Origin of the sequence: Ornithinimicrobium cavernae, assembly GCF_003121625.1 — a bacterium.
Lineage (GTDB): Bacteria > Actinomycetota > Actinomycetes > Actinomycetales > Dermatophilaceae > Ornithinicoccus > Ornithinicoccus cavernae.
Map to the genome: position 1 here is coordinate 56404 of NZ_QDDJ01000012.1, position 13374 is coordinate 69777.

General features: G+C 71.7%; 17 protein-coding genes. 8 read left to right on the plus strand and 9 right to left on the minus strand.

What is annotated here, in order from left to right; all coding sequences use genetic code 11:
* Positions 1-128: 128 nt before the first annotated feature.
* Together DA085_RS14345 and DA085_RS14350 are read right to left on the minus strand one after the other, a co-directional pair.
* A complete protein-coding gene (locus tag DA085_RS14345) occupies positions 129-995 on the minus strand; it encodes an NAD(P)H-binding protein (RefSeq protein ID WP_109473667.1) in 867 nt (288 codons plus the stop codon).
* Positions 996-1056: 61 nt separating this feature from the next.
* Positions 1057-1875, minus strand: a complete 819-nt coding sequence (locus DA085_RS14350) for an isocitrate lyase/PEP mutase family protein (RefSeq protein ID WP_109473668.1) — start codon at positions 1873-1875, stop codon at positions 1057-1059.
* Positions 1876-1971: 96 nt separating this feature from the next.
* On the opposite strand from DA085_RS14350, the gene DA085_RS14355 reads away from it, so the two are divergent.
* Positions 1972-2757, plus strand: a complete 786-nt coding sequence (locus tag DA085_RS14355; RefSeq protein WP_161958511.1) for an SDR family NAD(P)-dependent oxidoreductase — start codon at positions 1972-1974, stop codon at positions 2755-2757.
* A 43-nt stretch (positions 2758-2800) separates the two neighbouring features.
* On the opposite strand, the gene pntB is transcribed toward DA085_RS14355, so the two are convergent.
* From pntB to DA085_RS14370, 3 genes are all read right to left on the minus strand, one after another.
* Positions 2801-4192 (minus strand): Re/Si-specific NAD(P)(+) transhydrogenase subunit beta, encoded by a 1392-nt coding sequence (pntB, locus tag DA085_RS14360; RefSeq protein WP_109473670.1) that lies wholly within the window; start codon positions 4190-4192, stop codon positions 2801-2803.
* Complete coding sequence (locus DA085_RS14365) at positions 4189-5742, minus strand: Re/Si-specific NAD(P)(+) transhydrogenase subunit alpha (RefSeq protein ID WP_109473671.1); 1554 nt, start codon at positions 5740-5742, stop codon at positions 4189-4191. Before DA085_RS14365 ends, pntB begins: the two co-directional genes overlap by 4 nt.
* A gap of 132 nt (positions 5743-5874) precedes the next feature.
* A complete protein-coding gene (locus DA085_RS14370) occupies positions 5875-6528 on the minus strand; it encodes an HAD-IA family hydrolase (RefSeq protein ID WP_237565531.1) in 654 nt (217 codons plus the stop codon).
* Between the two features lie 101 nt (positions 6529-6629).
* On the opposite strand from DA085_RS14370, the gene DA085_RS14375 reads away from it, so the two are divergent.
* The gene (locus DA085_RS14375) at positions 6630-7928 is read left to right on the plus strand and encodes an Nramp family divalent metal transporter (protein ID WP_109473673.1); all 1299 of its coding nucleotides are present in this window, start codon (positions 6630-6632) and stop codon (positions 7926-7928) included.
* A gap of 92 nt (positions 7929-8020) precedes the next feature.
* Positions 8021-9082 carry an FUSC family protein gene (locus tag DA085_RS14380; RefSeq protein WP_109473674.1) on the plus strand — a complete coding sequence of 354 codons (1062 nt, stop codon included), beginning with the start codon at positions 8021-8023 and terminating at the stop codon, positions 9080-9082.
* Positions 9083-9126: 44 nt separating this feature from the next.
* Here DA085_RS14380 and DA085_RS14385 read toward each other — a convergent pair whose 3' ends face one another.
* Positions 9127-9645 carry a hypothetical protein gene (locus DA085_RS14385; protein ID WP_109473675.1) on the minus strand — a complete coding sequence of 173 codons (519 nt, stop codon included), beginning with the start codon at positions 9643-9645 and terminating at the stop codon, positions 9127-9129.
* Positions 9646-9742: 97 nt separating this feature from the next.
* Between DA085_RS14385 and DA085_RS14390 the strand changes: the two genes are divergently transcribed.
* The 3 genes from DA085_RS14390 to DA085_RS14400 are packed head-to-tail and all read left to right on the plus strand — an operon-like array spanning position 9743 to position 11284.
* Positions 9743-10339: a nucleotidyltransferase family protein gene (locus DA085_RS14390; RefSeq protein WP_109473676.1), complete on the plus strand. Its 597-nt coding sequence runs from the start codon at positions 9743-9745 to the stop codon at positions 10337-10339.
* Positions 10308-10562, plus strand: coding sequence for a hypothetical protein (locus DA085_RS14395; RefSeq protein WP_109473677.1), 255 nt, complete (start codon positions 10308-10310; stop codon positions 10560-10562). Before DA085_RS14390 ends, DA085_RS14395 begins: the two co-directional genes overlap by 32 nt.
* Positions 10559-11284 (plus strand): metallophosphoesterase family protein, encoded by a 726-nt coding sequence (locus tag DA085_RS14400; protein ID WP_202619253.1) that lies wholly within the window; start codon positions 10559-10561, stop codon positions 11282-11284. The genes DA085_RS14395 and DA085_RS14400 overlap by 4 nt, the downstream gene beginning before the upstream one ends.
* Before the next feature lie 11 nt (positions 11285-11295).
* Here DA085_RS14400 and DA085_RS14405 read toward each other — a convergent pair whose 3' ends face one another.
* Positions 11296-11922: a UdgX family uracil-DNA binding protein gene (locus tag DA085_RS14405; RefSeq protein WP_109473678.1), complete on the minus strand. Its 627-nt coding sequence runs from the start codon at positions 11920-11922 to the stop codon at positions 11296-11298.
* A gap of 7 nt (positions 11923-11929) precedes the next feature.
* The gene (locus DA085_RS21010) at positions 11930-12097 is read right to left on the minus strand and encodes a hypothetical protein (RefSeq protein ID WP_154402211.1); all 168 of its coding nucleotides are present in this window, start codon (positions 12095-12097) and stop codon (positions 11930-11932) included.
* Positions 12098-12236: 139 nt separating this feature from the next.
* On the opposite strand from DA085_RS21010, the gene DA085_RS14410 reads away from it, so the two are divergent.
* Entirely contained in the window at positions 12237-12593 is a 357-nt protein-coding gene (locus DA085_RS14410) for an arsenate reductase family protein (RefSeq protein ID WP_109473679.1), read from the plus strand.
* 15 nt (positions 12594-12608) lie between these two features.
* On the opposite strand, the gene DA085_RS14415 is transcribed toward DA085_RS14410, so the two are convergent.
* On the minus strand, positions 12609-12812 hold the full coding sequence (locus tag DA085_RS14415) for a hypothetical protein (RefSeq protein WP_109473680.1): 204 nt from the start codon (positions 12810-12812) through the stop codon (positions 12609-12611).
* A gap of 62 nt (positions 12813-12874) precedes the next feature.
* Here DA085_RS14415 and DA085_RS14420 point away from each other — a divergent pair, with 62 nt between their 5' ends.
* A complete protein-coding gene (locus DA085_RS14420; protein WP_109473681.1) occupies positions 12875-13363 on the plus strand; it encodes a MarR family winged helix-turn-helix transcriptional regulator in 489 nt (162 codons plus the stop codon).
* The last annotated feature ends 11 nt before the right edge of the window (positions 13364-13374 follow it).

Here is a 13374-nt window from a genome sequence, read left to right on the forward strand (position 1 = left end):
CCTAGGTTGCTCGAGGCCCTGTGTCAACTCTGGTTGCTCACGGGACTCCGGGCCACCAGTCCCTGCCCCGGCCCGCACAGCACAGTGCCCGACCACCGGCAGGCGGTCGGGCACCGGGCACCCTGACGTCAGGCGGCGGCGGGCACGACCCACTCCCGGACCGTCGTGGACAGAGGAGCGGTGGGCCGGCCGATCAGCCGGGACAGGTCACCGGACGTGCGCGCCAGGGCGCCGTCGGCGATGTTCTGGTCCAGCGCCACGAGGAAGCCGACCAGGCCCTCGGGCAGTCCGGCCTCGGCGAGGAGCCGGCCGTGGGTCTGGGCGTCGACGTCCTGGTGCACCACCTCGGCATCGAGCACGTCGCCGAAGGCGGCCGCGAGCTCGTCGAGGCCGAAGGCCGTGTCCCCGGTGAGCTCGTAGACCGCGCCCTCGTGACCCTCCTGGGACAGCACCACCGCCGCAGCCTCGGCGAAGTCCGCGCGCGCCGCCGCAGAGATGCGACCGCCGCGGGTGCTGCCGAGCACGGTGCCGGTGGCGCGCGCCTGGTCGAGGGCGGGCCGGAAGTTCTCGGTGTACCACCCGTTGCGCAGCAGCGTGATCGGGAGACCGCTGGCCAGCAGCGCCTCCTCGGTGGCCTTGTGGTCGGGAGCCAGGATCACCTCGCTGGTCGGGGCATCGAGCAGGCTGGTGTAGACGACCCGGGCCACGCCGGCGCGGGTGGCCGCGTCGATGAGGTTCTGGTGCTGCTGCACCCGGCCCGGCCCGGGCTCGCTGCCCGAGACGAGCAGCACGACGTCCCCGGCGGAGAGCACTCCGTCGGCCGGCGCGTCGTAGTCCAGCGTCGCCGTGGCGACACCGCGCTCGGCGAGCTGCGCCAGCTTCTCCACCGACCGGCCGGTCGCGAGGATGTCGCCGGCTGCGACGCCCCGCTCCAGCAGGGACTCGACCACGAGTCCGCCCAGGTGTCCGGTTGCTCCAGTGACCACGATTGCCATGCCAGGTCCTTCCGATCAGGGATAGTTGACCAGTCAACCAAGCAGCAGTGGCCCGCATTCCCTAGCCGAAGGCCTGCTGGGCCAGGGTCGTGCCGGCGCGGGCGCGCTCGGTGAAGCCGACGGTGCCCGTGCCGAGGAGCTCCCGCGCCGCCTCGGCCACAGCGGCCAGCCCCACGAACGCGAAGGCACCGCCCACGGAGATCCGCGCCACGCCCGCGTCGGCCAGCTCGGGGACGGTGGGCCCGCCGGCGCGGGTGAGCACGTTGACGGGCACCCCGACCTCGGTGACGACGCGCCGGATGTCGTCCAGGTCCGTCAGCCCGGGGGCGTAGACCACATCGGCGCCGGCCTCGGCGAAGGCCTGCAGTCGCGCGATGGTGTCCGCGAGGTCGTCCCGGCCGTGGAGGTGGTTCTCGGCCCGGGCCGTGAGCACGAGTCGCGACGGCCCGTGATGGGCTGCCTCGGCCGCGGCGAGCACGCGCTCACGGGCCTGCGCGAACGGATAGATCGGCTCGTCCGCGGAGCCGCTGTAGTCCTCGATCGAGGCCCCGGCCAGGCCGGTTTCCGCGGCCAGCCCGATCGTCTCGGCGACGGCGTCCGGCTCGTGCGCGAAGCCGTTCTCCAGGTCGGCGCTGACCGGCAGTGCGGTGGCGGAGACCAGGTCCGCCGCGTGAGCCAACACGTCCGCGCGCCCGACCGCCCCGTCCAGCAGGCCGCGGGTGGCCGCGAAGCCGCTGCTCGTGGTGGCCAGCGCAGTGAACCCGAGGGACGCGAACAGCCGCGCCGACCCGACGTCCCAGGCATTGGCCAGCAGCAGTGGCTCCCCCGGCCGGTGCAGGTCGAGGAACCGGTCGGTGAGAGAACGGGTCTGGTCGGTCATGCTCCGACGGTAGCGGTGCCCGCCGACGTCGGGAAGATGACGATGGTCATTTTTGTTGATCAATTAACTAGCCAGTTCACCCAAGGAGGCATCATCATGGGTTCCACACCAGACCGCATCGCCCTGGTCACGGGGGCAGGCAACGGCATCGGACGCGCCACCGCCGAGCGACTCACTCAGGACCACGCGGGAGTCGTTCTCGTCGACCGCGACGCCGAGGCTCTGGGGTGGGCCACCGCCGACGAGCGCTACGTCAGCGTGATCGGCGACGTCGCCACCGAGGAGACGAACACCGCGGCCGTGGCAGCGGCCCTGGAGAAGTTCGGTCGCCTCGACACCGTCGTGCTCAACGCGGGTGTGTCGTGGACCGGTTCCCTCGAGGACATGCCGCTGGAGGAGGCGCGCAAGATCGCCGACGTGGACCTGTGGGGTGTCGTCATCGGCACCCGGGCGGCGGTCCCGGCCCTGAAGGAGTCCCCGGCAGGCAGCATCGTGGTCACCGGTTCGATCTCCGGCACCGGCGCCGACCCGGCCATGTGGACCTACAACACCGCCAAGGCCGGGGTCCACGGCTTCGTCCGCACCGCCTCCTGGGACCTCGCCGGTCACGGCATCCGGGTCAACGGCGTCGCCCCCGGCCCGATCAGGACGGCGCTGACCGGCTACATCGAGACCGACGCCCCCGAGGCCTACGCCGCGCTGGCCGGTGCCATTCCGCTCGGCCGGTGGGGCGAGTCCGAGGAGCTCGCCAGCGTGATCCAGTTCCTCGCCTCCCCCGATGCGAGCTTCGTCACCGGGGTTATCGTCCCGGTCGACGGCGGGATCGCAGCCGGGACGGGGCAGTTCCACCCGGGCACCGCCCTGAGCAGGTCGGCCGACTGAGCGGGTGTCGCGGCCGCCGGTCTCCCCGGCGGCCGCGGTCGGCTCACAGGAGCCGAACGACCTCCTCGACGACGTCCTTGGCGTCACCGAAGAGCATCCGGGTGTTGTCCCTGAAGAAGAGCGGGTTCTGCACCCCGGCATAGCCACTGGCCATCGACCGCTTCAGCACGACCACCTCGCGCGCCTTCCACACCTCGAGGACGGGCATGCCGGCGATCGGTGACCCGGGCTCGTCGATGGCCGCCGGGTTGACGGTGTCGTTGGCACCGATGACCAGGACCACGTCGGTGTCCGGCAGGTCGCCGTTGATCTCGTCCAGGCCCAGCACGATGTCGTAGGGCACCCTGGCCTCGGCGAGCAGGACGTTCATGTGCCCCGGCAGGCGACCGGCGACCGGGTGGATGCCGAAGCGCACCTGGGTGCCCTGCTTGCGCAGGCGGGCGGTCAGGTCGGCAACGGGGTACTGGGCCCGCGCGACCGCCATGCCGTAGCCGGGCGTGATCACCACGGACCTGGCCGCCCGGAGCAGGGCGGCCACCTCGGCGGCACTGGCCTCGCGGTGCTCACCGTAGTCCTCGTCGCCGGCGAAGGTCACGCCCTCGGTGCCGAAGCCGCCGGCGATGACGGAGAGGAACGAGCGGTTCATGCCCTGGCACATCAGGTAGGACAGGATCGCACCGGAGGAGCCGACCAGCGCGCCGGTGACGATCAGCAGGTCGTTGCCCAGCAGGAAGCCCGCCGCGGCGGCCGCCCAACCGGAGTAGCTGTTGAGCATCGAGACGACGATCGGCATGTCCCCGCCGCCGATCGAGGCGACCAGGTGCCAGCCGAAGGCGAGCGCGATCACCGTCAGCAGCAGCAACGGAAGCATTGCGTGGCTGGCCACGAACCAGACCAGCAGGCCGGCCGACGACAAGAGGGCCAGCAGGTTGAGCAGGTGACGGCGCGGCAGCATGAGGGGGTTGGAGCTGACCCGCCCGCTGAGCTTGAGCGCCGCCACCACCGAGCCCGTGAAGGTCACGGCTCCGATGAAGATGCCCAGGGACACCTCGACCAGGTGGATCGTCGTCTCGGACCCGCTCAGCGGCCCGGGCGCCCGGTAGGCGTTGTAGCCGATCAGCACGGCCGCAATGCCGACGAAGCTGTGCAGCATGGCGATCAGCTGCGGCATGCCGGTCATCTGCACGACACGGGCCCGCCACAGGCCGATGGCTGCGCCCGCGGCCATGGCCAGCGCGATCAGGACCAGGGTCACCCCAGGGCTGTCCGCCTGCTCGGCAGCCAGCCAGATCGTCGCGCCGAGGGCGATCGCCATGCCGATGATGCCGAACACGTTGCCGCGCCGTGCCGTCTCGTGCCTCGACAGGCCGGCCAGGGAGAGCACGAACAGGACGGCGGCGATGAGGTAGGCCGCCTGGACGAGGTTGAGGGTCACGCGACGTCCTCCCTGCGGAACATGCGCAGCATCCGCCCGGTCACGGCGAAACCGCCGAAGACGTTGATGCTGGCCACGACTGTCGCCGCGAGGGCCAGCCCGCGGACCAGCAGGCTCTCGTTGCCGACCTGGAGGATCGCGCCGACCAGGATGATGCCGCTGATCGCGTTGGTCTCGGCCAGGAGCGGTGTGTGCAGGGCGTGGGTGACGTTGCTGATCACGTAGAAGCCCACGATGACCGCCAGGGCGAAGACCGTGAAGTGCCCGAGGAAGTCCGGCGGGGAGAGGCTGGCCACCAGCGCGAACAGCACGGCGGCGAGCGCCATGGCCACATAGCCGCGACGTGGGTCACGCGCCCTCGGGGGTGCCGCGGGAGTCGCGCCCCCGGCCGGGACCGCTTCGGGCACCGGACCCGGTCCGGCGGACACGGCGACCGGTGGCGGAGGCCACAGCACCGTGCCGTCGTGGGTGACGGTGAGTCCACGCTGCACCTCGTCCTCGAGGTCGAGGACCAGCCGGCCGTCCCGGCCGGGCGTGAGCAGCTCGATGAGGTTGGCGACGTTGGTGCCGTAGAGCTGGGAGGCCTGCGTGGGCAGTCGTGCGGGCAGGTCGGTGTAGCCGACGATCGTCACACCGTTGTCCGAGGTCAGGACCTCACCGGGCCGGGTCAGCTCGCAGTTGCCGCCGTTGCGGGCGGCCATGTCGACCAGGACGCTGCCCGGGCGCATGGAGGCCACCGTCCCGGAGGTGACCAGCGTGGGCGCGGGGCGCCCGGGGATGAGGGCGGTCGTGATGACGATGTCGGCCTCGGCACACTCCCGCGCGTAGACCTCCAGCGCGCGGCGCTGCAGGTCCTCCCCCATCTCCCGGGCGTAGCCGTCCGAGCTGGCTGCCTGGTCCTCCACCTCGATGGGCACGAACTCGGCGCCCATCGACTCGACCTGCTCGGCGACCTCGGGACGGATGTCTGTGGCGCGCACCACCGCGCCCAGGCTGCTCGCGGTGCCGATCGCCGCGAGGCCGGCCACACCGGCGCCGATCACGAACACCCTGGCCGGTGGCACGTTCCCGGCGGCGGTGACCTGACCGGTGAACACCGAGCCGTAGACGTTGGCGGCCTCGATCACGGCCCGGTAGCCACCGAGGTTGGCCATCGAGGACAGGACGTCCAGTGACTGGGCCCGCGAGATGCGGGGCACGGCGTCCATCGCGAGCGCGGTCACTCCCCTCCTGGCGAGGTCATCGAGCAGCTCCGGGTGCTGGCCGGGGCCCAGCTGGGCGACGACGTAGGCACCCGGACGCAGCTGCTCGAGCTCTGTCGGGCCGGGGGCATCGATGGTGACCACCAGGTCCGCGCCCCAGACCCCCTGGCCGGGATCCACGGCAGCCCCCGCCTCGGCATACTGCTCGTCGGGATAGCTGGCCCGGGCACCCGCACCGGCCTGGACGACCACCGTGTGGCCGAGGGCGATCAGGCGGCCGACCGTCTGGGGCGTTGCCGCGACGCGGGTCTCACCGGGTGCGGACTCAGTGGGGACGCCGATCAGCACGCGGGCTCCTTCGCCTCGGGGGGGTAGCGGGCACGCCTTGCCCCGCCGATCCGCACCCTACAAGGGGGTGCCGTCAGGATGACGGCACCCCGCCCGGTGCCGAGAGATCGCCCTCACCCGACCGGCCACGGATCAGCGCAGGGCGACCCGGACGCCGGTGTCCTCCAGGGTGAAGGACAGCTCCGACAGGTCAGTGACGACCAGGTCGGCCAGCGGCTCGAGCTCCTCGCGCGGGCTGGTCGTCACGACCGCGACCGTCGCCGCCCCCGCGGCCCGGCCCGCCCGCAGCCCGGCCGGTGCGTCCTCGACCACCAGGCAACGCGTCGGGTCGGCACCGAGCCGCTGGGCGCCGATCAGGTAGGGCTCCGGGTCCGGCTTGCCCCGGGTGATGTCGTCGGCCGTGACCAGCACCTCGGGCGCGGTGAAGCCGGCCGCCTCCAGCCGGACCGTCAGCAGGGCCCGGCTCGCGGAGGTGACGACCGCACCCCGCCAGCCGACCGCGGCCACCGCCTCGGCCGCGCCCGGCAGGGCGACCACGCCCTCGACGTCCGCGAGCTCCCGGCGGTCGATGTCGGCAGTGGCGGCCACCGCGTCCAGGTGCGGCGCGACGGAGGCGACGATCCCGCTGCTGGGGACGCCGTGGAACCCGACCAGGCTCTCGGCGGGCACCCCGTGGTCACCGGCCCACGCCAGCCAGGACCGCACCACCGCCTCGCGGGAGTCGATCAGGGTGCCGTCGTTGTCGAACAGGACGGCGTCGAAGAGCTCGGAGGTCACATCACGCACCGGGCCATGATCCCAGGTGACGGCGTGCGTTCCCCACGGAGTGCGCTCGATGGGGCAGAATGCCTGCGTGCTGCGCACCCGGCGGGCACTGGGAGGTTGTGATGAGCACCGAGGACTTTGGTCGCAAGGCAGGCCACAGCGAGCGCGTCGACGACGACCAGGGCGTCCGGCCCCGCTGGAAGATCATCGGCCCGGGCCTGGTGGTCGCGGCCACCGGTGTGGGCGCCGCGGATATGGTCGCCACGCTGGCAGCCGGGTCGCGTTACGGCTACGGGCTGCTCTGGGCCGTCATCGTCGGCGTGATCCTCAAGATCGTCCTGGTCGAGGGTGCCGGTCGCTACACCCTGGCCACGGGCTACACGATCTTCGAGGGGTGGCGCACGCTCGGCCGCTGGACCACCTGGTACTTCGGGCCGTACATCATCATCTGGGGCTTCGTCTACGGCGCCTCGGCGATGAGCTCCACCGCGCTGCCCCTGGCCGCGCTCTTCCCAGCGGTGCCGCTCTGGGCCTGGGCCGTCCTGATGGGGCTTGCCGGCTTCGTCATGGTCTGGTTCAACCGCTACGCCACCTTCGAGAAGATCACCGCCGGCCTGGTGGGCATCATGTTCATCACCATCGTGGCTCTGGCGGTGATCGCGGTGCCCAACATCCCAGAGATGCTCAAGGGCCTGGTCCCGATGATCCCGGAGGGTGGGCTCCTCTACACCCTGGCCCTCGCCGGCGGCGTCGGTGGCACCATCACCCTGGCGGCCTACGGCTACTGGCTGCGGGAGAAGGGCTGGTACACCCCCAAGTGGATGCGGGTCATGCGCATCGACAACAGCATGGCCTACGTGCTGACCGGCGTGTTCGTCATCTCGATGCTCATCGTCGGCGCCGAGGTCGTGCAGGCCGCCGGCGTGGCCGTGGGTGCGGGCGACCAAGGGCTGCTGGACCTGAACGAGGTGCTCAAGGACCGCTACGGCGACGTCGTCGGGACGATGTTCCTCGTCGGGTTCTGGGCCGCGGCCTTCTCCTCCATCATCGGGGTGTGGAACGGCGTCTCGCTGATGTTCGCCGACTTCTGGGGCAACCTGAGGGGCGTCGGCTCGGACCACCCCGACACCCGGGTCGGCGGCAAGTACTTCAAGTTCTACCTGATCTGGCTGACCTTCCCGCCGATGCTGCTGCTGTTCCTGGACCGTCCGATCGGTCTGGTGCTGGCCTACGGCGTGCTCGGGTCGCTGTTCATGCCCTTCCTCGCCCTGACGCTGTTGGGCCTGCTCAACGGTCGCCGCGTGCCCAAGGAGTGGGCGAACAGGCTCCACACCAACATCGCCCTCGGCATCACGGCACTGCTCTTCCTCGCCCTGGGAGTCAACCAGCTGTGGGGCGCCCTGCAGGACGTCATCGGCTGACCGGGGCGCCCTCCAGGGCTCCCCTCCCCATGACCGCGCGCTGACCCCCTCGCCACCTCGCGGGACGCCGGCCCCTGCCGCAGGCTGGAGCAATGGCACCCCATCGCCTGCGGGACCGGGTCGCGCAGGCCGCGCACCACCCCGTCACGGCCCGTGCCCTCAAGTCCGGCCTCGCTGCCGGCGTGTCCTACCTGGTGGGCTCCACCCTGCCCGAGCCGCTGGACGGCTACAGCTACTACGCGGCGATGGGCGCCTTCACCGTCGTCCTCCCTGCGGTCGCCGACTCGCTCAAGTCGGCGCTCCGGACGGTGCTGGCCATCCTGCTCGGCATCGCTATCGCCGTCGGGCTGCAGTCGATCACGTCCACCACCTGGTGGGTCATCGCGCTCGCGGTCGCGATCGCCGTGGTGGCCGCCGCCCTGCCCGTGCTGCACAACGAGGCGAGCTGGGCGCCGCTCGTCGCGCTCTTCGTCCTGGCCTTCGGTGGCGAGGACCCGCAGCTGTTCGTCCTGGGCTACCTCACGCAGGTGCCCCTCGGTGCCGCCATCGGGATCACCATCAACGTGGTGCTCGTCCCCCCGCTACCCGTGCACGACCTGGAGAAGGCCCTGCGCGGCTACCGCTTCGCCCTCGGCAGCCGTCTCGAGGAGCTGGCCTCCGCCCTGCGCGAGAAGGGCGAGCGCGACCTGTCACCCGACCTGCTGAGCCAGGTGGAGGTGCGCCGGCAGCAGGTCGCCACCGCCCTGGACCTGAACCGGCGGGCACACCGGGGCAACCCCCGCAGCGCTCGTTTTGCCGCCCTCGACCAGCGGCTCTGGACCGAGAGCCGTGCGCTGCACCGCTGCGACCTACTCGGCGAGGCCGCTGGAGTCCTCCTCGATGAGCTCGGCACGACCGTCTCGGAGGAGCTTCGGCGGCCGCTTGCCGAGACGTTCGAGCACCTGGCCGCCCGACTGCGTGCGCCGTCGGCACCGGAAGGTGAGGGCGAGGACGCGTGGCCACACCGGCTCAGCGACGACATCGCTTCTCTCCACGCGTTGTCCGAGCAGGAGTCTGTCCCGGTCGCGCAGCGCCACCTGGTCGCGACCCTGGCCTATACGGTGCGTGATGCCGCCAGGCTGCTGGAAGGAACCCGTTCCCGGGACGCCGCGTGAGGGAGCTCGGAGGCCGGCCGGGCTGGTCTACCCGGCGGGGTCGGTCACTCGGGCGGCACGTCCCGGAAGGCATCCGGAACCAGCTCCCCGTGGAGTTCCTCGAGCATCCTGCTCTGCCGCGGGACCAGGGCCGCGAGCTCGGAGAACTCCCGGGCGTCCAGGCCCAGGTCCGGCGACAGGGAGACCAGGAGCTCCCAGAGCCCGGCCTTGGCGTTGACGGCCCCGCGCATCAGCTCCAGCTCCAGCACCGGGGTCATCGGGGAACGGCGCAGCAACCTCCCGTTGAGCTTGAGCCGGCCGAGCCGCTCCAGTGCCCGCGCGGCCAGCTGCCGGTAGGTCAGCCGCCGCATCCCCAGCTCGAGCAGCAGCGTCTCCAACCGCTCGTACTCGGCGTCGAGCTGACGGGCGAGCTCGTGCAGCGGTCCACCGATCTCCGGGTCCGGGTAGGCGCTGGCCATCCGGTGGACGCGGGCCCGGCCCGCTGCCGCACCTGCCAGGTGGTCGTTGAGGTAGAGCTCGAGCAGGTCCGTGACCACGTGCGAGGTGGTGTGCTGTGTCGTCATACCGCCATACTCCGGCCGCCGGTCCTCGACCGCTCGTCCAGGCCGCGGCCCACCGTCTGGCCTCGCGGAGCCACCGCGCGCGGATGACCATAAGGGCATGGCATCGGGAGAGGTCCAACCCATCCTGGACGCCCTGAAGACCGTCGCGGTGGCCCTCAAGGAGGAGTCCATCCCGTTCGCGCTCGCCGGGGGCTACGCCGTGTATGCCCGGGGAGGCGCGGACAGCAGGCACGATGCCGACATCGTGATCCGGGAGGAGGACGCCCACCGTGCCCGCACCACGCTGCGGGGCCGCGACCTGGAGGTGGTGGACCCGCCGGAGGACTGGCTCTTCAAGGTGCGGCACGGCGGTGAGCAGGTCGACGTGATCTACCACCTCGCCGCCGGCCCGGTCGACGCCGCTCTCCTCGACCGGGCCAACGAGATCCGCGTCGACTCCGTGTGCATGCCGGTGCTCTCAGCCACCGACCTGCTCATCTCCAAGCTGCTCCCCATGACGGAGCACTACTGCGACTTCTCCCCGGTCCTGTCACTCATCCGCAGCCTTCGCGAGCAGGTGGACGCGGAGCGCGTGGACCGGGCCTGCGCAGGCAACCCGTTCGCTCGCGCCGCCCTCGGGCTGGCGCGGGACCTGTCGCTGCTGCCACCGAAGGAGGAGGACCATGACCGACGAGTACCAGCTGAGGGACGTTGAGCGTCGCCTCGCCGAGGAGGAGGAGACCGCTGAGCTCGGCGTGCACCTGTCCGAGCACGGGGGCAAGGTCTTCGTCCACGGCGAGGTGGCCAGCGAGGCGAGCAGGCGGGCGGTGCTGGACCGGGTCAGTGCGTTGTGCCCGGGCCGTGCCGTCATCGACCAGCTGACCTGCGCCGAGCAGATGCTCGGGCAGCCGCCGGTCTCCGCCGAGGAGCTCCGATGATCCGCGTGGCCGCCGTCGGGGACGTGCACCTCGGGCCCGACCTCGCGGGGCGCCATCGGGCCGGCCTCGAGGACATCACCGCACACGCCGACGTCCTGCTGCTGGCCGGCGACCTGACCCGCCACGGGACCGTCGACGAGGCCCGGATCGTGGCCGACGAGTACCGGGACCTTCCGGTGCCCGTCGTGGCTGTGCTCGGCAACCACGACTACCACGACAACGCCGCGCCGGCCGTGACCGACGTGCTCCGACAGGCGGGCCTGGTCGTGCTCGAGGGCGACAGCGTGGTGTTCGACCTCGGCCCGGGTCGTCTGGGCGTCGCAGGCGTCAAGGGCTTCGGCCTGGGGTTCGCCGGGCGCTGCGCCAGCGACTTCGGGGAGCCGGAGATGAAGGACTTCACGCGCACCGGCCGTCGCAGCGGCGAGCTCATGGCACAGGCTCTCGCCGAGGTCGCCGGGCAGTCCCCCGACGTGACCGTCGCACTGACCCACTACGCCCCCGTTGACGAGACCCTCGTCGGCGAACCACCAGAGATCTGGCCCTTCCTCGGCAACTTCCTCCTGGGACAGGCCATCGACGAGGCCGGTGCCGACCTCGCCGTCCACGGCCACGCCCACGCGGGCAGCGAGAAGGGCAGCACCCAGGGCGGGGTCCGCGTCCGCAACGTCGCGCACCCGGTCATCCGGTCGGCCTACGCCGTCTACGCGTTGCCCGTCTCCTGAGGCGGGGCGGCTCAGCTGCCGACGGACGCCGCCACCCGCAGGTCGGCTACCAGCTCAGCCAGCGCCTCGTCATACCCACCCCTGGCCCGGAGTCGCAGCACGGCGGACGGGTGCGTCGTGATCACGGTCGCCCGGCCACCCGGACCCTCCAGCACCTTCCCGCGCTCCGCGCCGATGCGGACCCGGCGTCCCAGGACGGCCCGGCCGGCGGAGGCTCCCAGGCACACGACCACGTCCGGGTCGACCACCCCGAGCTCCGCCTCCAGCCACGGGTGGCACGCCACGAGGTGTCGCAGCTCGGGGGCCTCGTGGATCCGACGCCTGCCGCGCGGTCGGAACCGGAAGTGCTTGACGGCGTTGGTGAGATAGGCCTCGCCGACCTCGATGCCGGCCGCCTCGAGCGCCGTGGTGAGGACGCCGCCGGCTGGCCCGACGAACGGCTCACCCCGCCTGTCCTCCTGGTCACCGGGTTGCACTCCCACCAGCATCACGCGGGCGCCCGGACCACCGCTGGACAGGACCGCCTGCGTGGCGTCCTCCCACAGCTCGCACCCGCGGCACGCCTGGACCGCCTCTGCCAGGCGCGGCAGCGTCGGCCGCGCGGGCACCCACGCACTCGCGTCCTGGGCCTCGGACATGCCGCCCCTAGATGAAGACGATGGCCAGGATGATGAGCACCGCGCCGATCAGGGCGAAGAGTGCCGGTCCGAGCAGCACGCCGTAGCGCGCGGTCCGGTGGCTGGAGGGGCGGTCCCCCGCACGCCGGTCCCGACCCTGCGCATCCTGGTCAGATTGCGAACCGTCGGTCGTCATCTCTCAACGGTAGGACCAGGTTGACGGGAGATCCTGTCGAGAGCCCACCTGCTCAGCGGACCCTTCCTCCGGTGCGCTGGACCCGGGCTGCGTGCCCGGGCGTGGGGCTGTCGTGGTCCCGACGTGTACCGTCCAGGACATGGCCGAGGTGACCCTGCTGCACAACCCCCGCTGTTCCACGTCCCGATCCGCTCTGGAGCGGGTCGAGGCCGCCGGGACGGACGTCGAGGTGGTCCGGTACCTGTCGACCCCACTGGACGAGACACAGCTGCGTGAGCTGCTCCGCAAGCTTGAGGACCCCGTCACCGACCTGGTGCGTCGGGACGCGACGTTCACGGCGCTCGGGCTCACGGACGAGGACGTCGCCACCACGGACCAGGTCGTCGCCCTGCTGGTGGAGCACCCCCGGCTCATGCAGCGCCCGGTCCTGGTCAAGGGAGACCACGCCATCATCGGCCGTCCCAGCGACCGGGTCGCGGCCTTCCTCGGCGGCTGACACCCGCAGGTCGGCTCAGGCTCGCTGCGTGCCCTCGCGAGCGAGGCGCGCCTCGCGGGCGGCCCGTACCTTCGCAGCCCGCTTCTCGCGCATCTTCCGTTGCGGATCGCGGGCGCGGTCCAGCTGCGCAGGGCCATAGATGTGCAGGCCCAGGTAGCGGACCTTCCACCAGAACCGGTACCAGAGGGACAGGCCCTCGTTCTTGCCCTGAGCGCTCATGACGACTCCTAGTTCAGGGTGGGCCAATAGTTAGTCCACTAATGATTGGTACGCTACCTGCCATGCCCCCCGACACCCAAACCCGGCTGGACCCGGAGGCCGCCCTCGCCCTGGAGGAGCAGGTCTGCTTCGCGCTGTCCGTCGCCGCCCGCAACGTGGTCGCGGTCTACAAACCGATCCTCGAGCCGCTCGGACTCACTCATCCCCAGTACCTCGTGATGCTGGCGATGTGGCAGCACGAGCCGGTGTCGGTGCGCGAGCTGAGTGCGCTGCTGCACCTGGACCCGGCGACCCTCTCCCCCCTCCTGAAGCGGCTCGAGGCCAGCGGGCTGCTGCGCCGCGAGCGCAACGCGGAGGACGAACGTGCCCTGGCGGTCACCCTCACGGAGCGCGGGCGCGCCCTCCGACAGGAGGCCCTCAGGGTCCCGCCCGCCGTGGTCTCCCGGCTGGACCTCGACCTCGAGCACCTCATCGCGCTCCGCGAGTCCCTCACGCAGGTGATCTCCGCGTCTCAGGCCGCACTGGGCGGGGACGGCCGGACAGCGCGCTGACCGCTGACGGG